Source organism: Nesterenkonia aurantiaca, from assembly GCF_004364585.1.
GTDB lineage: Bacteria > Actinomycetota > Actinomycetes > Actinomycetales > Micrococcaceae > Nesterenkonia > Nesterenkonia aurantiaca.
Window position 1 is genome coordinate 489,858 of record NZ_SOAN01000001.1, and the last position, 19,117, is coordinate 508,974.

Annotated in this window: 17 protein-coding genes; 5 read left to right on the forward strand and 12 right to left on the reverse strand. The window is 67.5% G+C overall.

Translation table 11 applies throughout. From position 1 onward, the window contains the following. A partial coding sequence (locus EV640_RS13655) for a C40 family peptidase (protein ID WP_208292156.1) occupies nt 1-945 on the forward strand: 945 nt, incomplete at its 5' end. 141 nt (nt 946-1,086) lie between these two features. Here EV640_RS13655 and EV640_RS02180 read toward each other — a convergent pair. The 4 genes from EV640_RS02180 to EV640_RS02195 all read right to left on the reverse strand — a co-directional run bounded on the left by EV640_RS02180 (nt 1,087) and on the right by EV640_RS02195 (nt 5,694). Then, complete coding sequence (locus EV640_RS02180; RefSeq protein ID WP_133725649.1) at nt 1,087-2,256, reverse strand: universal stress protein; 1,170 nt, start codon at nt 2,254-2,256, stop codon at nt 1,087-1,089. A 197-nt stretch (nt 2,257-2,453) separates the two neighbouring features. Further along, nucleotides 2,454-3,491, reverse strand: coding sequence for a glycerophosphodiester phosphodiesterase (locus tag EV640_RS02185; RefSeq protein ID WP_243832207.1), 1,038 nt, complete (start codon nt 3,489-3,491; stop codon nt 2,454-2,456). A 109-nt stretch (nt 3,492-3,600) separates the two neighbouring features. Next, nucleotides 3,601-4,557, reverse strand: coding sequence for a hypothetical protein (locus tag EV640_RS02190; RefSeq protein ID WP_133725650.1), 957 nt, complete (start codon nt 4,555-4,557; stop codon nt 3,601-3,603). A gap of 42 nt (nt 4,558-4,599) precedes the next feature. Then, nucleotides 4,600-5,694 carry an endonuclease/exonuclease/phosphatase family protein gene (locus tag EV640_RS02195; RefSeq protein WP_133725651.1) on the reverse strand — a complete coding sequence of 365 codons (1,095 nt, stop codon included), beginning with the start codon at nt 5,692-5,694 and terminating at the stop codon, nt 4,600-4,602. Between the two features lie 654 nt (nt 5,695-6,348). Between EV640_RS02195 and EV640_RS02200 the strand changes: the two genes are divergently transcribed. After that, the gene (locus EV640_RS02200) at nt 6,349-8,448 is read left to right on the forward strand and encodes a BCCT family transporter (RefSeq protein WP_133725652.1); all 2,100 of its coding nucleotides are present in this window, start codon (nt 6,349-6,351) and stop codon (nt 8,446-8,448) included. A 161-nt stretch (nt 8,449-8,609) separates the two neighbouring features. Here the strand turns inward: EV640_RS02200 and EV640_RS02205 are convergent, their stop codons facing one another. Next, entirely contained in the window at nt 8,610-9,440 is an 831-nt protein-coding gene (locus EV640_RS02205) for an aldo/keto reductase (RefSeq protein ID WP_036474594.1), read from the reverse strand. 234 nt (nt 9,441-9,674) lie between these two features. On the opposite strand from EV640_RS02205, the gene EV640_RS02210 reads away from it, so the two are divergent. Next, complete coding sequence (locus tag EV640_RS02210; RefSeq protein ID WP_051501014.1) at nt 9,675-10,307, forward strand: hypothetical protein; 633 nt, start codon at nt 9,675-9,677, stop codon at nt 10,305-10,307. Nucleotides 10,308-10,316: 9 nt separating this feature from the next. Here the strand turns inward: EV640_RS02210 and EV640_RS02215 are convergent, their stop codons facing one another. From EV640_RS02215 to EV640_RS02235, 5 genes are read right to left on the reverse strand one after another with little or no spacing between them, the layout of a single operon-like run. Continuing rightward, on the reverse strand, nt 10,317-11,105 hold the full coding sequence (locus EV640_RS02215) for a LytR/AlgR family response regulator transcription factor (RefSeq protein ID WP_133725653.1): 789 nt from the start codon (nt 11,103-11,105) through the stop codon (nt 10,317-10,319). Nucleotides 11,106-11,147: 42 nt separating this feature from the next. Then, nucleotides 11,148-12,473, reverse strand: a complete 1,326-nt coding sequence (locus EV640_RS02220; RefSeq protein WP_133725654.1) for a histidine kinase — start codon at nt 12,471-12,473, stop codon at nt 11,148-11,150. Further along, complete coding sequence (locus EV640_RS02225; RefSeq protein ID WP_133725655.1) at nt 12,463-14,148, reverse strand: sodium/solute symporter; 1,686 nt, start codon at nt 14,146-14,148, stop codon at nt 12,463-12,465. Before EV640_RS02225 ends, EV640_RS02220 begins: the two co-directional genes overlap by 11 nt. Beyond that, on the reverse strand, nt 14,145-14,621 hold the full coding sequence (locus tag EV640_RS02230; RefSeq protein WP_208292157.1) for a hypothetical protein: 477 nt from the start codon (nt 14,619-14,621) through the stop codon (nt 14,145-14,147). The genes EV640_RS02225 and EV640_RS02230 overlap by 4 nt, the downstream gene beginning before the upstream one ends. Before the next feature lie 19 nt (nt 14,622-14,640). Further along, complete coding sequence (locus EV640_RS02235) at nt 14,641-15,123, reverse strand: hypothetical protein (protein WP_051501016.1); 483 nt, start codon at nt 15,121-15,123, stop codon at nt 14,641-14,643. A gap of 282 nt (nt 15,124-15,405) precedes the next feature. Here EV640_RS02235 and EV640_RS02240 point away from each other — a divergent pair, with 282 nt between their 5' ends. After that, a complete protein-coding gene (locus EV640_RS02240) occupies nt 15,406-15,732 on the forward strand; it encodes a DUF4212 domain-containing protein (protein WP_036474597.1) in 327 nt (108 codons plus the stop codon). Next, nucleotides 15,729-17,405 (forward strand): sodium:solute symporter family protein, encoded by a 1,677-nt coding sequence (locus EV640_RS02245; RefSeq protein ID WP_133725656.1) that lies wholly within the window; start codon nt 15,729-15,731, stop codon nt 17,403-17,405. The genes EV640_RS02240 and EV640_RS02245 overlap by 4 nt, the downstream gene beginning before the upstream one ends. Nucleotides 17,406-17,528: 123 nt before the next feature. Here the strand turns inward: EV640_RS02245 and EV640_RS02250 are convergent, their stop codons facing one another. Continuing rightward, nucleotides 17,529-18,386: an NAD-dependent epimerase/dehydratase family protein gene (locus EV640_RS02250; RefSeq protein WP_133725657.1), complete on the reverse strand. Its 858-nt coding sequence runs from the start codon at nt 18,384-18,386 to the stop codon at nt 17,529-17,531. A gap of 145 nt (nt 18,387-18,531) precedes the next feature. Further along, nucleotides 18,532-19,026: a hypothetical protein gene (locus tag EV640_RS02255; RefSeq protein ID WP_133725658.1), complete on the reverse strand. Its 495-nt coding sequence runs from the start codon at nt 19,024-19,026 to the stop codon at nt 18,532-18,534. Nucleotides 19,027-19,117 lie beyond the last annotated feature (91 nt).

A 19,117-nucleotide genomic window follows, 5' to 3' on the forward strand; every position in this document is an offset into this window, starting at 1 on the left:
GAGGAAGCCGCCGCCGAGCAGGCAGCAGCAGCCGAAGCAGCGGAAGCAGCCGCCGCCGAGCAAGCAGCCGCCGAGCAGGCAGCAGCTGAGGCAGCCGCCGCCGAAGCAACCGCGGAAGAGACTTCCTCGGAAGGTGCGGACGGGGAAGCCGCACCTTCCGAGGAGCCACAGCCGGCGCCTGCTCCGGAGCCCACGATCGCGTCATTCAGCGATCTGAGCACCGGCATGCAGACGCTCATGCGCCAGGGAGCTGAGCTGGAGTCCTCCTTCAGCGGAGGCGCTCAGGACTACTACCGGGCGGTGCTGAGCAACGGAGCACTGACCAACGCCGACGGCAACGCCTCCTGGAACAAAATGAGCTGGCACGTCGACTACCTCGCAGCGCAGGTCGAACCAGAGCCCGAGCCTGAGCCGACGCCAGAACCGGAGCCCACGCGGGCGCCGACCCCCGCGCCTGCTCCGGCACCCGCTCCTGCTCCGGCACCCGCTCCAGAGCGCACACAGGCTCCGGCGCAGACTCAGTCGCAGAGCCAGGCACCGGCCCAGCAGCAGTCCTCGAACGTGGTCCCGGCCAGCAGCAACTCCAACGGCGTTGAGATCGCGATCAACTGGGCCGTGGCCCAGGCCAACCGCGGCGATGTCAGCTACGTGTTGGGCGCCAACGGCCCCAACGCCTTCGACTGCTCCTCGCTGATCCAGCAGGCCTTCGGCCAGGCCGGCGTCAGCCTGAGCCGCACCACGTTCAGCCAGGTCAACGAGGGACAGGCAGTATCTGCGGGCGACATGCGCCGCGGAGACCTGGTGTTCTTCGGCAGCGCCAGCGCACCGGGCCACGTGGGCATCTACCTGGGCAACGGTCAGATGGTCGATGCCTCCAACCCGACCCGCGGCATCACCGTGCGGTCGGTCTACCAGACACCGTCAACTGTGCGTCGAGTGATCTGAACCAGCACACGCACCACCGAATAACCTCTCACTGGATCTCCCGCTCGCGGTAGGGCGGAGAGATGGATTGAAGATGAAGAGGGCTCCCGGCGTCGGACACCGGGAGCCCTCTTTCCTCATGTCTGCCTCGCGCGCATGGCGTCAGTCGCCGAGCACCGGTCCGAACTCGGGACGGTTCTGAAGCCGCGTGTCCTCGTTCTGCGGCACCACCATCAGTGGACCCTCAGCATGGTGCAGGACGCCCTGCGAGGTGGATCCCAACAGCATCCCCGCGAATCCTCCACGGCCGCGCGTCCCGATGACGGTGAGCTGCGCGCCGCGGGTCTCCTGGACCAGCACGTCCACGGCGGTGCCGTCGATCACCTGGGTGTCGATCTGAAGATCCGGGTAGTGGCTGTGCAGCCAGTCTCGACCCGCATCAAGCTTCTCGCGCAGCTCTTGGAGCGCGGCGTCGTTGTCGATGCTGGTCGGGATCCAGACCAGCGTCGCACCCACCGGCGGCAGCGCACACACGATCCGCAGGCTGGTGCCCCGCTCACTGGCCTCACGCGCGGCCACCAAGGCCGCAACTCGGCCGAAGTCCGAGCCGTCCACCCCGGCGGACACCGGACGAGGATCCTTGGCCCGGATCGGTTGGGCACCCTCGGCGATCATCGAGGCCGGCGCGGCACCGCCCGGCTGGGACGCGGCGCTCCCCAGCTGCGGCGATGCGCCCACAACCGGGATCGCTCCGGTGGCAGTGGTCACCGCGTTGGACTCCTTGGAGGAGAACTTCAGCGGGACCAACACGGTGGGGCACTTCGCATGTGCCGGAAGCGCCGAGGAGACCGAGCCGAGCAGCCGCCCCAGGAACCCTCCCCTGCCCCGACTGCCGACCACCAGCACCACGGCGTCGTGGGAATAGTCCAGCAGCACCCCGGCTGGGTCCCCGGACTCGACCTCATAGCGGACCTCCCCGGGGTAGTCACGCAGGAACTCCGCGGCCTGTTCGATGACCTTCTCTGAGCCCTGGCGCAGCGCAGAGTCGTCCATCAGCGCGTAGCCGCCGTCCATCGAGGAGGCGGCGAATGCCGGGATCGAATAGGCAGTGACCACGGTCAGCGGAAGCTGGCGGCGGTGCGCCTCTGCCGCGGCCCAGTGCGCCGCGCGCAGCGACTGCTCAGAGCCGTCCACGCCGACGACGACGCCGCGGGTCCTTCCCCGTGCCGAACCGGCGGGGCTCCGCGATGATTCTGGTGCGGGCGGGGGTACAGCGCGACCACTTCCCAGCGAGGCGCTGTCGGGGGCTTCACGGTGCGGTGCGGGGTTCATGGGAGCTCCTGAAGGCCGTGGTGGTCAGCTTGCGCCCATGATATCGCTCCATGTCCACAGGCACATCCGCGGGGGACCGCACCGTGTGGGCTCAGCTCATCCAGAGCTCCGGCAGCAGCCCCCTGCAGTGGTCAATGCAGTGGCCAACGCAGTGGCCAATGCAACGGCCTCGTGCAGCAACCCCGTGCAGCGGCTGGTCAGCCCCGACCGGCGGGGGTGACCGCCTGCAGCATGCGTGCGGGGTAGTTCGTAGTGATCTCCTGAACCCCGAGCTCCAGGAGCAGGCCGGCGTCCTGCGAGTCATCGACCGTCCACACTCGAAGTCGAGAGCCACGAGCCACCCAGGCCTTGACCTCGGCGCGGTGATCCTTGACGTAGGCCAGTCCGGGCCCGGCGATCCCTGCTCGCCCGTTCCAGACCAACGCCTCGGAGTCGCGGAGGGTCCCGCGCATCACGGCGGCCACCACGGGCCGGACCGCCATCGCCAGGGGCATCTTCTCCAGCCGCTTCTGCACGTGCGCCTCGGTGACCGAGCTGAGCAGGGCGCAGAGCTTGTCCGGGGCCACCATGTCCGCGAGGTAGACCAGGGATCCGGGGTAGAAGCTCATGAAGGACACGGTCACCGCGTGCTGGCCGAATTCACCCGCCGGAATCACGGAGGTCTCTGGGTCCCATCCGAAGCGCAGCAAGGTGCGCAGCGCCTTGTTCTCCAGCCGGTCCCCATAAGGAGACGGGTGCTTGAGCTCCACGGCCAGGTCGAGGTCGCGTCCGGCGTCGATCATCAGCTCCAGGACGTCGGCGAGTGTCATCAGCTGCTGGTGGCGCCCGCCATAGTCACCGGGAAGCCTCGGGGTCTTCCAGCTGGTGAAGTCCAGGGTGCGCATATGAGCCAGGCTGAGCTCCGCCACCGAGCCGGTGCCGTTGCTGGTGCGGTCCACCGTGGCGTCGTGGAAGCAGACCGGTTCACCGTCCGCGGTCAGGTGCAGGTCGATCTCCAGGCCGTCTGCACCCTCCTCGATGGCCCGGCGATACGCCGCTCGGGTGTGCTCCGGGAACAGCCCGGAGGCCCCCCGGTGCGCGAAGATCTTGGCCCGCCGGCGGCGCAGTGCCGCTGGCTCACGCGCATCGAACGGGTCTGCCGGGGACGGAGCGCTCATCAGCGCCGCGTCCAGGCTGACCGGAGGAGCCGGTCGAAGCGGGCCTGCGGGATCTCGGTTCTGCGCGAGGTCTGTCATCACGGCTCCAGACTGGACCCAGAAGGACAACGGGCCGCGACGATCGGGGGGAACATCCGGAGAATCCTGAGTGAACATGGCATGAAGCGGTCCCGGGGGTGGAGTCTGCTCAGCGACGCGTCGCGTCGGAGGTGGGTTGGCTGGTTTCCAGTGCCTCGGCCGAGGTCTCGCCCTGCGAGCCGCTCTTGGACCGGCGCTCGGCGAGGATCTCACGCTTGCGCCCGCGCCGAGCCTTGCGCTCGGTCCGCAGCCGCTCACGCTCCAGCGCGCGCTCCATATCGGCCGTCAGGGCCGCTGGTGTCTGCTCCGGCAGCTCGCCGAACGTCTTGTGGGCGGACTTCACGATCTGGCTGGCCAGCCGGTGGTTCGCGGCGCCGCCGACGACCATCCCGATGCCGAAGGGTATGGCGCGGGCCAACATCGAGGTGCCGGAACGGATGAAGAATCGGCGCATGAACTGGCGCTTGATCTGATTGACCACCAGTCCCGAGACTCCAGTAGAGCCGGAGGAGATGTTCATCGGGACCAGGGAGGAGAACGGGCCGGCCCCCTTGCCGCCGGCCTGTTGGGAAAGCTCCCCCAGGAGCTTGCGGCCCTGATCGCCGAGCATCACACCCATCACCAGCAACTTCGCCCTTTCAGGGTCTGCGGTGCTGATCCCTGAGAGCTCGGCGATCGACTGGGCGTAGAGCGCGCAGGCTTCGAGGAAGCTGCCCGTGGCCGCCGCTGAGAGCCCCAGCGAGGTGACCGTGCCGACGGCCGGGACCGCTGCGGTGGCCCCGATCAGGGCACCACCGCCGGTCATCGCGCGGGTGAAGTCTTTGTCCAGCGCAGCGGCCAGCTGGCGGTTGGAGAGGCCGGGGTGAGCTTTGCGCAGCCTGCGCAGATTCGCCAGCACCAGCGGGCGCTGCACGGTCACGGCCCGGGTCAACCAGGTCTCCGCCCGCGGAGTCAGCTTGCCGGAATCGTCAAAGGCGTGACCCTTGACCATTGATGCCGTCTGCTGGGCGAAGAAGCCGGAAGCCGCAGTGCCCATGAGTTTCCCATTCGCTGAGGACTTCTTCATGGCCTCAGTCTAAGGTGTGACCCCGAGGAGTCGGGAAGCAATTCAGCTCCCGGCGATGTCCAGCCAGACGAGCCGGCCGACCGGAGCGTCTGGGTCTGCCGGATCCACCAGATTGAAGCCGAACTCTCCCTCTGCGGGCCAGAAGACGCCGGAGCTGTCGATATCGAGGTCGGTCGCGGGCAGCACATAGGAGGACCGCACCGCATCGCCGCCGGCCAGGCCGTGGGTTGCTTGGGGATCAACTGCGGCGTCGCGGCGCTGCGACAGGGGCTCTTCCGTGACCGCCTCAGGCCCGGGGTCCTGGATGGCGCCTCCCTCGAGCAGCGAGGCGAGCGCCGGAACCTGATCGCCCGGCCAGGTCTGCAGCTCCTTCGCGTCGGCGAGGCTTCCGGCGAGCACGAACGGGGTGCCGGGCTCGAGACCGCCGTAAGTGCCCTCGTCGTCATAGAGGTACCAGGAGGCTCCGGAGATGAACTCAGCGACCATTCGACGCTGGTCCTCGCTGCGGGCCACGTCGGAGCTGGTGGGGCCTGGGGGGCTGGTGAGATCGGTGGCCACGACATGCACGTGCCCGGTCTCGCCGGGAACCTCGAGCGGAATGTCCCACAGGCTGGTGCTGGGCAGCGCAAGCACCGACTGTTCCAGCTTCGAGAACTCGTCCTCCGGGATCGAGTTCTCCGGCATGTCCTGCCAGAGGAAGTCCTGGAACGTGCGGACCTCATCCTCGACGATCGGGTGGGTGGAGAACACCGCCATGCCGCGCTCCCCCGCATAGCGGCCATAGCCCAGCGCGTCGGCGGGCCCGCCGATCCGTCCGTCGCCGTCGAGATCCGCGCCAGACTCGATGCCGGAGTTGGTCGGTGCGGTGTAGACATGGGGGTACGTGATGCCGGACTGGCCGTTCTGACCGCGAGAGAGGTACTCCTCGTTGACGGTCGCCGCGATCTGCTGCTGCTCGTCATAGCTGAGTCCGGTCAGCACCAGCACGTCGGGAGCGTTGACCTGAACCGTCTCGGCCAAGACCCGGGCCTGCGGGTGCATGCCGCCGTCGAGCTCCTCCAGCACCTCCGCGGAGGAGCCGCCGCGAATCTGGGCATGCAGGGTGGCGACCCGGATATCGCCAGAGGTCTTCTCCACGGTCGTGACGGGCTCCAGGGACTCAGCCCTCGCCAGGGGTTGTCCCGGGGTCGGATAGAAGGGGGCGCTGCTCGCACTCCCGCCACTCTCGACATTGCTGCTGGTGGGGTCACTGCTGCTGGGGCCGCCTGTGGGAGTTGCGGCGTGCGCACCGGAAGATCCTGCCACCATCAGGCCGGTCACAAGGCAGCCGGCGAGGCCGCTGCGCAAGGATCCTCTGGCCCGCAGCTCAGATCGTTGCTGGCCATTGGGCATGGGTTACACCGTAGTGGGGCACCCCGGCCGTGCCAACCCCAGGACGCTGCTGAGGCAAACAGTTATCAAGGCGTAATAGTCGAGCAGCGAGATGCATGAGCTCGCGCTGCGGAGCTGAACCGTACGGTGACGGAGGTCTCCTGGGGCCGCAGCAGTTGCATTATAAGACCATAGAGTGTGTAAATAGTAGACGAACGCTACACCTTTGTGAGTGCACGACACTTCTGACGACGACGCAGAGCTCTGCTGACTGCCGCACCGGGACCAGGGGAATCACCCCGCCGCTGCGACCACGGAGCCGACGTCGTCGTTTTCTGTGTCTGGAACGAAGGACAAGTCGCGCGCTGAATCATCTCGCACACAACTAGAGAACACTCTCACCTGACTGAGGAGGACTTCATGGCTTCGCAACCCGAAGCTCGACTACGGGACTGGTCGCCGGCTGATGCCTGGCGCGGCCTGAACAAGCCCGTATTCATCCCCGCCGTGCTCATCATCGTCGCCGGCCTGATCTTTGCCACCCTCTGGGGAGCGTCAAACGGCGCCGAGGCTTTCGAGACGCTGAACTCCGGCATCGTGGAGACCGTCGGCTGGTGGTACGTCCTGACCGCCACCGGCTTCGTGGTCTTCGCCCTCTGGGCCGGAGCCTCCAAGGCCGGCAACATCCGCCTGGGCCGCGACGACGAGAAGCCTGAGTTCTCCCTCGGGTCCTGGTTCACCATGCTCTTCGCCGCAGGCATGGGCATCGGACTCGTCTTCTGGGGTGTGGCCGAGCCGCTCTGGCACTTCATCGCACCGCCGGATGTCACCGGAGCTGTCGGCGTGGACGCCGACGGTGTGATGATCGAGGCCGGAGAGGCTGCCAATATGGGGTCCGCCATGGGGCAGTCGATGTTCCACTGGGGCCTGCATGCGTGGGCGATCTATGTCGTCTTCGGCCTCGGACTTGCCTATATGACCTTCCGCCGTGGACGCCCGCTCTCCGTGCGCTGGCTCCTGGAGCCGGTCTTCGGACGCAAGCTCATCGAATCCTGGGTCGGTCACGTCATCGACGTCATCGCCATCGTCGGCACCGTCTTCGGCATCGTGACCTCCCTGGGCATCGGCACTCAGCAGATCGCGGCAGGACTCGGTTTCATGGGGTGGGTCGAGGACCCGACGAGCAACATCTTGCTGACCATGATTGTCGTGGTCATCATGGCGATCGCCACCTTCTCGGTGGTCACCGGAGTGAACAAGGGCCTGAAGTGGCTCTCAAACTTCAACATGGTGCTCGCCGCGCTTCTCGCGCTGTTCATCCTGATCGCGGGCCCAACCCTGTTCCTGCTGCAGTCGATGGTGGGCAACCTGGGTGAATACCTGATGGCCTTCCCACAGCTATTGTTCGAGACCGGCGCAAGCTACGCCGGTGGCGAGGATGGCGGCTGGTCCGCCGACTGGACCATCTACTACTGGGGCTGGTGGATGAGCTGGGCACCCTTCGTGGGCATGTTCATCGCGCGGATCTCCCGAGGCCGGACCATCCGCCAGTTCGTGATGGGAGTGCTGCTGGCACCCACCCTGGTGGGTCTGATCTGGTTCACCATCTTCGGCTCCTCCGGCATCTGGTTCCAGATGACCGAGGGCGCCATGGTGGGCGAAGACGGCGAGATCGACACTGTCGGCTCCACCTTCACCCTGCTGGAGCAGCTCCCTCTGGCGTCGATCACTGCGGTGGTGGCCATTCTGGTGATCGCGATCTTCTTCGTCACCTCCGGAGACTCCGGCTCGCTGGTCACCGATGTGCTCGCCTACGGCGGGCGCACCGAAACCCCCAAGCTGACTCGGGTCTTCTGGACCGTCTTCATCGCGATCACCGCCATCGTGCTGCTGGCCGCCGGCGGCGGAGAAGCGGCGGATGCGTCACTACGGGTGCTGCAGGTTGCTGCCATCAGCGCGGCGGCTCCCATGTCGATCGTGATGGTGCTCGCGGTGATCGCACAGGTCAAGATGTTCAACTACGAGACCGCCACGATGCCCCGCTACGTCCGGATCCGGCCCACGGCGAGCAAGGCTGCCCTGGTGGACACCGCGCGCAGCGCCTCCGGCGGCGGGGACTCGACCCCCGGTGTGCACCGGAACCTGCGTTCGATCCTCACCGGCCAGCGCGCCGCCTTCAAGGGCTTCCTGGGAGGCACCTCCGCCACGCTGGCGGGACTGGACAAGCACACGTCCAAGGAGTCGGCGATCTCGACCCCGTTCGCCGCCGATGACATGGTGTTCGCGATCCAGGACGTCCCGTCCCACTCCACCGTGGTCAACCCCGAGACGGGGACCATCGGCTGGGATGAGGACGTCGCCTTCACGGACCCGATCGGCGATCAGGTCTTCGAGACCCCGGAGTTCGCCCAGTCCGCCACCGGTCAGCAGTGGGAATCCGAGCAGATCTACGAGGAGGCCGTCGGCAACGCCGAGACCGAGCCGAAGCCGGATAGGACCGAGGAGAACACCCGGCGCTGATCTGCGGGTGCCGGTCGAGCGCCTCCCCGCAGGCGCTGGGCTGAGACAGAGTAGGGCCCCAGTTCGATCTGAACTGGGGCCCTGCTCTTCTCTGTGCCACCACCGAGGGTCTGCAACACGGCCCAGGATCTGCGCCTCGCCCAGGGCTCGGCGGCAACGATTCAGGAGGGGTTGAACTCTCCCGGGTTGGGGCCGGTCCGACCGTCGCGCTCGAGTCCGTCGATGGCGGTGAGCTCCTCCTCGGTGAGCTCGAAGCCGAAGACGTCGAAGTTCGACGCGATACGCTCCGGAGTCACCGATTTGGGGAACAGGATGCGTCCGCGCTGCAGGTGCCAGCGAATCACGACCTGCGCGGGGGACACCTGGTGCGCCTGGGCCGCGGAGACCACGGGCTGATCCTCGAAGACCGCACCCTGGGCCAGCGGGCTCCAGGCCTGCGTCTTGATGCCGTGCTGCTCGTTGGCCTCCTGGATGTCGCGCTGCTGCAGCGCCGGGTGGATCTCCACCTGGTTGATCGCTGGAATCACAGTGCCCGCCTCGGCCACGCGCTCGAGGTGCTCGGGCAGGAAGTTCGAGACGCCGATGCTGCGGGTCAGCCCTTCGGCCTGCAGCTCCTCCATCGCCTTCCAGGCATCGAGGTAGGCCTCGTCGGCCGGCGCGGGCCAATGGATCAGGTACAGATCCACGTAGTCCAGGCCCAGCTTCTCCAGCGAGGTGCGAAGCGCCTGCTTGGTGTTTCCGGCCTTGAAGTCGTTCACCCAGACCTTGGTGGTGATGAAGAGCTCCTCGCGGGGGATTCCGGAGGCGGCGATGGCGCGTCCCACGCCTTCTTCGTTGCCGTAGACGGCAGCGTTGTCGATATGCCGGTATCCGACCTTCAGCGCTTCAGCGACCACCTTCTCGGCGTCGTCGGCCGGGACCTGCCAGACCCCGAAGCCGAGCTGGGGGATCGCGGTTCCATCATTGAGTGTGATCGTGGGAACAGTAGCCATCGGCAACCTCTCTCATCCTGCGTCTGTGTCTGAGGGCAACCGTGCCCTCGTGTTGTGTGAACCACGCAACAGTCAGGATCATTCCATGCGATTGATCCCAGCGGGAGCACTGCACCAGATGCCTCTCGAAGGGCTCTCCTCACTGGTCAGCCGCTGAGCGCGGGCCTAAGCTGAGACCATGGGAGCACACCGCCCCCGGGGCAGTTCCCCCAAGTGCAGATCAGAGGATTCATCATGGCCGCAGAGATCACCGCATCACGACGACGAGCCACCGGGCGCACCCTGCTGATCGTCTCAGCGCTCGGCGCCGCGGGTTTCGCCGGCTGGTCACTGGCTCAGCTCCAGCTCACCACCTCCGAGACGTTCCTCGCGGAGGCCTGGCACGCGTTCGGGCTGATCGTCTTCGCGGGGCTCTTCGCCCTCGTCGCCTGGCGCCCCCGGGCCTACCCCGGCCTGATGGAACTGACCATCGTGCACAGCATCGGGATGTTCGTGCTGGCGCTGACCAACCAGGAGGCGGCCGGCGCGACCGCGACCATGATCCTGCATGGACTGCTTGCCCTGGCCCTGCTCATCGCCTATGTGGTCCTTGGCTGCATCAAGGCCTGGGGGCGTCAGCCGGCGGCGCAGCAGCCTGCCCCGGCATCCGCGAAGCGCCCCGAGGTCGCGCGAGCTTCCGCGACCGCCGGAAGCTCCCCGGCGAAGGGGCAGCAGGACCGAGGCAAGGCGCCGGAGAGCGGCCCCCGAGGACTGGACCAGGCTCCTGCGCCCACGGCGCAGCCGGGCACGGCTCCCGGTGGGCGGTCCGGCACCGCGCCGACCAGGCCGATGCCGCAGGCGTTCCCCGAGGATCACCCGCGCAGCTAGCCGCAGCGCTCATACCCCGAGGCGACGGCGCAGCTCGGGCGCGTGCCGGCGGGAGACCTCCACTCGGCTGCGCTGACGGTCATTGAGCACCAGGACCAGCGCGCCGCGGAAGTCTGGCACCAGTTCCCGGACGTAGCGCAGATTGACCAGATACGAGCGGTGCACCCGGAAGAAGTGACCTTGGAGTCGACGTTCGAGCTCATTGAGCGAGAAGGAGACCAGCACGCGATCGTCGGTGAGCTTCAGCGAGGCATAGCCGCGCGCCGCCACCGCATAGACGATCGCCTCGCCGTCCACGAGCACCGTCCTGCCGTCCTTCTGCACAGGGATCCGCACCAGCTGCTGCGCCGGGCGCGTGGCCGGCGCGGCGGGCCCTGGCACGGCGGGCGCCGGCGCGGTCACGGGTGAGGATGCGGCCTCGGCGCCGGCGAGCGCCCGCTGCACGGATCGCTGGAGTCGGTCGGCGGAGAACGGCTTGACCAGGTAGTCCGCGGCCGCGAGGTCGAAGGCCTCCACGGCATGATCCGGGTAGGCGGTGGTGAAGATGACCTGAGGCCGCCGCACCCCTTCGGGAGCGCTGGCGCCGCGCAGCCGCTGCGCGACCTCAAGCCCGCTGAGCCCGGGCATGCGGATGTCGAGGAAGACCAGGTCATAGGCCAGGGAGTTCAGCAGCAGGAGCGCCTCTTCACCATTGGTGGCTTCTCCCACCACCTGGACGCCGCCGATCTCCTCGAGCAGGAACCGGAGTTCCTCGCGGGCAGGAGCCTCGTCGTCCACGATCAGAGCGCGTGGATGCATCCACTCAGTATAGGGGGAACATCCAGACCATTGTGATCGTCATCACCGCAGTGGAATCTGGAGCTCCACCACGGTGCCCCCGGAGCGCGGCGTCGAGATCGAGAGGTCGTAGCGGTCCCCGAACAGCGAGTTCAGCCGTTCCGTGATGTTCTGCAGACCGACGCCGGCGTGGTTGGGATCATCGGGCACCGTCTCCCCTCCCCCGAGGCGACCGGCACCGTCGGCCATCTGCGCCAGCACATCAGAAGCCATCCCCACCCCGTCGTCGCTGACCCGGATGCTCGTGGTGCGGGCCAACGGATCCACTCTGGCGCGCAGATGCACGGTCCCGCCAGCAGGCTTGCCCGAGATGCCGTGCTTGACCGCGTTCTCCACCAGAGGTTGGATCATCAGCACCGGCACCCGGGTGGTGAGCACCTGAGGGTCGATGTCGTAGCGGACCTTGAGCCGGTCCCCGAAGCGCGCCTGCTCCAACGACACGTAGGTGCGCACGAAGTAGTACTCCTGAGCGAACTCCGCATAGTGCCCCTCCTGGCGCACCGCGTAGCGGAAGAACTCGGAGAGTCGCAGCAGCAGCTCGCGGGCCTCATCGGGGCGGGTGCGGGCCTTCGAGGCGATGGTGTTGAGGATGTTGAACAGGAAGTGCGGGTTGATCTGGGCGCGCAGCGCGTTGAGCCGCGCGTCGGTGGCCAGCTGCTTCTCGCGGTCGAGCTCGGCGAGCTCCAGGTGCAGCGAGAGCATGGAGGCCATGTCCTCGACCAGCTGACGCGGCGGGATCTCGGTCTCTGCCTGGTAGACCCCGAGGGTTCCGATCACCCGGGCACCCACGCGCAGCGGCACGATCACCGCCGAGGTGACCTCGCAGTCGGGCTTCTTGCAGCCCACCCCGGCGCGGTCGCGGACCACCTGGGTCTTGCCCTTGGCGATGGTGCGCGGCGCCGCGGAGGTCTGCATCTGGGCCCCCTCACGATGGTGATCGGCACCAGGTCCCACATAGGCCAGGATCTGCTCCCGGTCGGTGATCGAGACCGCGTCGCCGGAGAGCATCGGGCGCAGCAGCTCGCAGGTCCGCCGGGCGGCCTCCGGGGTCAGTCCGGCGCGCAGCGGCATGGAGCGCCCCGCCGCGGCGAGGTTGCGCACCCCGCGGCTGACCTCGACCTCCCGGGGGGAGACCGGACGCTGACGACGCCGGCCGGTGGCCCCGCGCAGCGCCGAGGGATAACCCAGCACCGCTGCGACCGTGAGCCCGAGTCCGAGTCCGAGGGTGGGCAGCATCGGCAGAGCCGGGTCCGCGAACACCTGGGTGCCGAGATAGACCAGCACCCAGATCAGGGTCACTCCGGCCGCCAACATCGCGCTACCGCGCATCCACGCCTCCTCGGGTCAGTCGGGCCATGCGCTCCGCGCGGCGGTCCGCGGCAGTTCCATGCATCCGCACCCAGTGCGCCTGCACCCCGTCGGGTGCCCTGGTGCGCAGCGAGACCAGCACCACCACCGCCACCGTGATCGGTGCGACCACCAGGGTCGGGGCGGCGAGCAGCTCGCGCAGCCAGTCGGTCTCGATCAGCCCGGCGGTCATGAACATGGACACCGAGAGGACCGCCCCGGTGAGCAGGCCGGCCAGGGACCCGGCCGCCGTCGTGCGGTGCCACCAGATCGCGAGCACCAGCACCGGGGTCAATGCTGATCCGGCCACGGCGAAGGCCCAGGTCACCATGGTGGCGACCAGCGAGGGCATCGCCGGGGCGAAGGCCTCGGGACGCAGTGCGATGGCCAGGCCCGCCGCGAGCGCGGCCCCCAGCAGCGTGGTGATCCTCCCGGCCCAGACCGCCTGGCGCTGCGTGGCGCGCGGGTTGATGTGGCGCTCGTAGACGTCATGGCCCCAGGTCGCCGCCGAGGCCAGCAGCAGTCCGGCCACCGTGGACATCGCGGCGATCAGCGCGGCAGCGGCGATCAGACCCAACCCGGTCTGCTCGCCGTAGATCCTACCGAGCACCGGCAGCGCGTGCTCCGGAGTATGCAGCACCCCGTTCACGGTGAGCTCCTGAAGCCAGGGCCGGCCCGCGACGGCGTCGGGGATGATGTCCCGGGCGGCGGTGCCCAGCATGATCGCCATCGCGTAGAACGCGCCGATCAGCGCCAGCACCCAGACGGTGGTGGTGCGCGCGGCCTTGCCGGTCGGGGAGGTGAAGTACCGGTTCATCACATGCGGCAGCCCGGCGGTGCCCAGCCCCAGGGTGACCACCAGCGCCACCTGGCCCAGCGGCCCGTAGCGGGCCCCGGGCTCACCGAAGAGCGCCGGCTCCCCCGGGTGCATGTGATTGGTCTCCTCGGTGAGCGTCCACTCCTGCCCCTCTGCGCCGCCGAGGGTGGGATTCGCCAACGGGGCCTCACTCAGACTCTGCACCGCCTCCCCATAGCGGAAGCCGTCCGCGGTGACCACCACGGCGAGCCAGACCAGGGCGGCGAAGAGCAGCAGAAACTGCACCGCCTGGTTCCAGGTGGTCCCGCGCATCCCGCCGAAGGCGACGACGACGGCGACCACAGCCGTGGAGAGCAGCACCCCGGTCGCATAGGGCGAGAGTCCCAGCAGGCCCTGCCCGACCAGCAGCTCCCAGGTGATGCCGCCGCCCACCGACTGCGGCACCAGATAGCAGAGGATCACGAGCTGGACCACGCCCACCGAGGCCAGCCGAACCGGGCCCGAGTCCATCCGGCGGCCGAGAAAGTCGGCCAGCGAGAACTCTCCGAAGCGGCGCAGCGGCGCGGCGATGAGCAGCAGCACCGGCACGAAGCCGGCGGCGAAGCCTACGGCGTACCAGGCGCCGTCCAGTCCCGAGACGTAGACGGCTGCTGCCACCCCGAGGAAGGAGGCGGCCGAGAGGTAGTCCCCGCAGATCGCCCAGGAATTGGTCATGACCCCGACCCGCTGGCCCGCGAGGTAGAAGTCCACGGTGGAGGGGCCCCGAGGTCGGCTGATGAAGGAGACGCCGAGCACGACGATCAGCACTGCGGCAAGCGTCACCACCGCAGTCGAGGTCATCGAGGATCCTCCGTGCCGAGCGTGGCGCCGGGCGCCGGACCGGACGCATCGTCCTCGTCGTGGAGTCCCTGCTGGCCCCCCAGCATGCGTGACTCCACCGAGGCGCTGAGTCGGGCCGCAGCAATGCCGATGACGGCGAACGCCAGGTAGAGCCCTCCGGCCGCGGCGACGAAGCCGGGGCTGAGCTCCCCGAAGACCCGCGCCTCGGTCCACCACTGCAGCGTCATGGTCAACACCGGGAACGCCGCCACCAGCACCAGGAAGACCAGGAAGTAGGCCAGTGCCACCCCGCGCTGGGCGCGGAAGGCGGCATCGACCTCGGCGGGGGTGTCGCGGACATCCTTGTCAGAGACGAAGGCGGCGTCATCCGGGAAGACCGGATCAGAGAGCTCGCCGTGAGGAAGATGTGCGCTGGCCGGTCGAGGCTGTGGCTGGGATGATTCCGGCGTCGAACCCGCGGAAGAGGGTTTCACCACCGCTGGCCATATCCCCTCAGGCGGGGAGCCACGTCCGGTACATGCTCCACGCCGACTTCAGCAACACCACGGCACCGCCGCCGGCGAGGACGAGCCCCATGCCGGGAAGCAGTCCGCCCCAGGCGCCGGAGCTCGCCGAGAAGGCCAGGAGGTTCCAGGCCTGCAGCAGCACAATGCCTGCCACGATGAGCCCGGGGATCGCAGCGTGCGCGATCGCCAGCTTCCGGCGCGGCACGAATGCGCCGGCGAAAGCCAGGAAGCCCACCGCCAGGGTGATCACGCCGGGACCGTCGGTGCCGCGCAACACATAAGTCTCTCCGGTGACCTGCTCCATGAAGGGCAGGTAGACCCAGGGCAGGAACGCGGAGACGATCATCATGAGTCCGCCGAGGATCATCGCCTTGCTGCCGGGATGAAAGACGCCCCAGCCGGTGGCACTGCCAGCCTTCAAGCGCGCAGTAATCCCGCCGTAGATGCCCTTGTCCGCTGTGGTGGTCATGTCGCCATCCTAGATGTGATCAGCGCCACAGGCGAAGCCTGCTCCGGAGAACCTGACCAGCGGCGGCATTCCCGCGCTGAACGGCAGATTCTGGTCCGCGAGCGGTCATTCTCGCCGGATTCTCCGTTCAGCGCGGAATTCATGCCGCTGGCAAACACAGATACACCGCTGGAGGTCCCCGGACTTGTGATCCGCGCCACATTTTGACTGTCTTAGACCAGTCCCTGCGCATCCGCGCGGGTGAATCGCCCCGCACTACTCGCACTAGGAAGGGAGCCTCCCATGTCCGATGTGGCACATGAGGGAACCTCCGGCGGTCCGCCAGAGACGGAGGACACCAGTTGGCGCAAGCGCTACTGGAAGAAGAACCTCCGACTGATGATCACGCTGCTGGTCATCTGGTTCACCGTCTCATTCGGCTTCGGCATCCTGCTGATCGAGCCGCTCAACAACATCGTGATTCTCGGCTTCCCGCTCGGCCTCTGGTTCGCCCAGCAGGGATCGATCTACGTCTTCGTGGTCCTGATCCTGGTCTACGCCCTCTGGATGGACAAGATCGATGATGAGTTCGGCGTCTCCGAGCGCAACGAAGAAGGTGGTTACAAGTGAACGAGACTCAGTTCTGGACCTTCTTCTTCATCATCCTGACCTTCGGCATCTACATCATCATCGCGTGGCGCTCCCGGGTGAAGGAGACCAAGGAGTTCTACGTCGCCTCTCAGGGTGTGCCGACCCTCGCCAACGGCGCCGCGGTCGCGGCAGACTGGATGAGCGCCGCCAGCTTCATCGGCATGGCGGGCCTGATCGCCTTCCTGGGCTCCGACGGCTCGGTCTACCTGATGGGCTGGACCGGCGGCTATGTGCTGCTTGCACTGCTGCTGGCTCCCTACCTCCGCAAATGGGGCAAGTTCACGGTGCCCGAGTTCGTGGGCGACCGCTATTCGGAGTCGGTGCGCATCGTCGCGGCCGTCGCCGCGATCGTGGTCTCCTTCACCTACGTGGTCGGCCAGATGGCCGGCGGCGGCATCGTCTTCAGCCGCTTCCTGGGACTGAGCATCGAATGGGGCGTGGTGCTGGTCGCCGTCGTCATCTTCATCTACGCAGTCCTCGGCGGCATGAAGGGCATCACCTACACCCAGGTGGCGCAGTACACCGTGCTGATCATCGCCTACCTGATCCCGGCCTTCGCCGTGGCCTACCAGACCACGGGTATTCCGGTTCCGCAGATCTCCTACGGGCAGATCCTGGCAGAACTGGACTCGCTCAGCGTGGAGTTCGGACTCAACGAGTTCACCGAGGCGTTCTCGGGCCGCGCAGGCGGCCAGATCGACGTATTCCTGGTGACGCTCTCGCTGATGCTGGGCACCGCCGGCCTTCCGCACGTGATCATCCGCTTCTACACGACCAAGACGGTCCGCGGTGCGCGCTACTCGGCCTTCTGGGCGCTGTTCTTCATCTCGCTGCTCTACCTCACGGCTCCTGCCGTGGGCGCCTTCACCAAGCTGAACCTGCTCCAGGGCGTGCAGGGCCAGGCACCAGACAACCTGCCTGACTGGATCAACACCTGGGCTCCGACCGGGCTGGTGACCGTCAACGACGACGTCGAGACGATCGGTACGGTCTCCAACATCGCCACCTCCGGGGCTGACCTGATCGTCAACAACGACATCCTGGTCCTGGCATCGCCGGAGATCGGCGGGCTTCCCGCTCCGATCGTCGGCCTGATGGCCGCCGGCGGCATGGCAGCTGCCATGTCCACCGCGGCTGGCCTGCTGCTGGTCATCTCCTCGGCCGCTTCCCACGACCTGTACTTCCGGGTCATCAAGAAGACCGGCGCTTCGGAGAAGGAGCAGATGATGGTCGGACGCATCGCCATGGGCGTTGCGATCCTGTTCGCCATCTGGGCCGGCATCAACCCGCCGGCATTCGTGGCCCAGGTGGTCGCGTTCGCCTTCGGGCTCGCTGCGGCGACCTTCTTCCCGATCCTGATCCTCGGGATCTTCTGGAAGAAGGCCAACGGACCGGGTGCCACTGCAGGCATGCTGACCGGTCTCGCGTTCACCGGCACCTACATGATCTACACGCTGGAGGTCTTCGGCACCGGCGCGAACGATCATATCTTCAACGTCTCCCCGGAGGGCATCGGTGCGATCGGTGCTGCGCTCAACTTCATCGTGATCGTGGTGGTCTCCAAGCTCACTGCGCCCCCGAGCGAATACGTGCAGGAGATGGTCGAAGAGATCCGGTATCCGCAGACCCGAAAGGTGGATGTGCGTTCTTGACTCGGCCTGCTGCGGCAGACCACACAAGACAGGCGGCCCTGCGCTCCATCACTGGAGCGCAGGGCCGCCTGTCTGTGCGCCTGAGCCTGCCTGCCTGCCTGCCTGCCTGCCTGCCTGCTGAGACTACGAGGCGGTGCCCGAGGCGTCGCGCCAGGAGTGCTTCGGCGCGTAGCCGAGCTCCCGGCGGGCCTTCTCGATGGAGAGCAGCGTGTCATGGACGCCGAGCTCCCCGCGCAGCTCAACCTCGGGGAAGACCTCGGCGACGAGTTCGGCGTTCGGTCGGGACATCACGGTGTCTGCGGCGGCGATGATGTAGCGCTGGAATCCGGGGCCGGCGACCTCGAGCGCACGCTCGATCGCGTGAGCGCCGTCGCGCGCGTCGATGTAGCCCCAGAGATTCCACTTGCGCAGCGTCGCGTCTGAGTCGAAGCCGGGGAACTCGGCGTAATCCTCGGGGTTCATCACATTGGAGAAGCGCAGCGCGGTGATGGCCAGCTGCGGGTTCCAGCGGACCAGCTCGATGGCCATCTGCTCCTCGAGGTGCTTGACCAGCGAGTAGGTGGATTCGGGCCGGGCCGGGTACGCCTCGTCCACCGGGATGTACGGCGGCGGGGTGTCGAAGGGAAGCCCCAGCACCGTCTCGGAAGAGGCGTAGACGATCCGCTCGATCCCGAGCCGGGCTGCGGCCCAGAAGACGTTGAAGGTGGCGTTGATGTTGTTGTGGAAGGTGGCCACGTCGGTGCGGATCCCGGGAGCCGGGACGGCCGCCAGGTGCACGACCGCCTCCACGCCCTCGTGCTGATCCCCGACTCCCCCGAGCGCATCGATGACCTGGCCGTAGTCGGTGAGGTCAAGCTTCACGAAACCGGGGCCGCGGGCGCCTTCGACGTCGAGGCCGATGACTTCATGGCCTGCCGATCGGAGCTCCCGCGCCACGACTGTGCCGAGCTTGCCGGTGGATCCTGTGACTGCGATTCTCATGGCGCCTCATTCTGGTGTGTCGTGGGTCTCATGCAATCCAGTGCCCACAGTAATTCACCGCGGCAGCTGGTCAGGACATGAGGGGAGGTCAGGAGGGCGTCAGGCGGAGCGAGGGCGGGGGCCGCGGATCAGCATGAAGCGTGGATCAGCGGGGGTCGCGGCCGAGGCCGAGCGCGTCGAACACCGCGGAGGGCTGGGTCAGGCACCAGCTGAAGACCGGGTCAGGGTAGATGATGCCCACCGCTTCGTCTCGATCGAGCACCAGCAGCGGCTGCGCTCCGGAGACGCGGTAGCGGGCCAGCACTGCCTCGATCGGATCCTCCAGGCCCAGCGGCTGGGGTGAGGCGCCGACCAGCGCGGCGCACCGCTTCTTCTCCCACTGCTCGGGGTGCTTCCCGGCCACCTCGCTCAGGGCGGCCTCGGTGATCAGCCCCATCGGCTGGTGCGAGAGCCCCACGACCAGCACGGCCGCATCCATTCCCCGCACCAGAGCTGCGGCATCGCGCAGCGGTGCGGTCACGGAGACGACTGACTCGACGCGCGACATGAGATCCATGACGCACATGATGCGGGAATCCTGCGGGGGAACCGTGGTGTGCCCGCCGGAGGGCCGGGCGATCGGATCTGAAAAATCCTCCATAAGCAACCCTTGAGTAGTGGATCAAGAGCCCGTTGCTTGAGCTGGTCAGAGCCTATACGGAAGCTCGGCTGCGGTAAAGACGAGCGATCAC

Excerpts from the sequence above, each read along its gene's own strand:
- EV640_RS02220 (WP_133725654.1), bottom strand. The coding sequence starts at position 12,473 with ATGCGCGGTAGCGCGATGTTGGCGGCCGGAGTGACCCTGATCTGGGTG.
- EV640_RS02235 (WP_051501016.1), bottom strand. The coding sequence starts at position 15,123 with ATGACCACCACAGCGGACAAGGGCATCTACGGCGGGATTACTGCGCGC.
- EV640_RS02240 (WP_036474597.1), top strand. The coding sequence starts at position 15,406 with ATGTCCGATGTGGCACATGAGGGAACCTCCGGCGGTCCGCCAGAGACG.
- EV640_RS02215 (WP_133725653.1), bottom strand. The coding sequence starts at position 11,105 with ATGCATCCACGCGCTCTGATCGTGGACGACGAGGCTCCTGCCCGCGAG.
- EV640_RS02225 (WP_133725655.1), bottom strand. The coding sequence starts at position 14,148 with ATGACCTCGACTGCGGTGGTGACGCTTGCCGCAGTGCTGATCGTCGTG.
- EV640_RS02185 (WP_243832207.1), bottom strand. The coding sequence starts at position 3,491 with ATGACAGACCTCGCGCAGAACCGAGATCCCGCAGGCCCGCTTCGACCG.
- EV640_RS02200 (WP_133725652.1), top strand. The coding sequence starts at position 6,349 with ATGGCTTCGCAACCCGAAGCTCGACTACGGGACTGGTCGCCGGCTGAT.
- EV640_RS02180 (WP_133725649.1), bottom strand. The coding sequence starts at position 2,256 with ATGAACCCCGCACCGCACCGTGAAGCCCCCGACAGCGCCTCGCTGGGA.
- EV640_RS02210 (WP_051501014.1), top strand. The coding sequence starts at position 9,675 with ATGGCCGCAGAGATCACCGCATCACGACGACGAGCCACCGGGCGCACC.
- EV640_RS02255 (WP_133725658.1), bottom strand. The coding sequence starts at position 19,026 with ATGGAGGATTTTTCAGATCCGATCGCCCGGCCCTCCGGCGGGCACACC.
- EV640_RS02190 (WP_133725650.1), bottom strand. The coding sequence starts at position 4,557 with ATGAAGAAGTCCTCAGCGAATGGGAAACTCATGGGCACTGCGGCTTCC.
- EV640_RS02205 (WP_036474594.1), bottom strand. The coding sequence starts at position 9,440 with ATGGCTACTGTTCCCACGATCACACTCAATGATGGAACCGCGATCCCC.
- EV640_RS02250 (WP_133725657.1), bottom strand. The coding sequence starts at position 18,386 with ATGAGAATCGCAGTCACAGGATCCACCGGCAAGCTCGGCACAGTCGTG.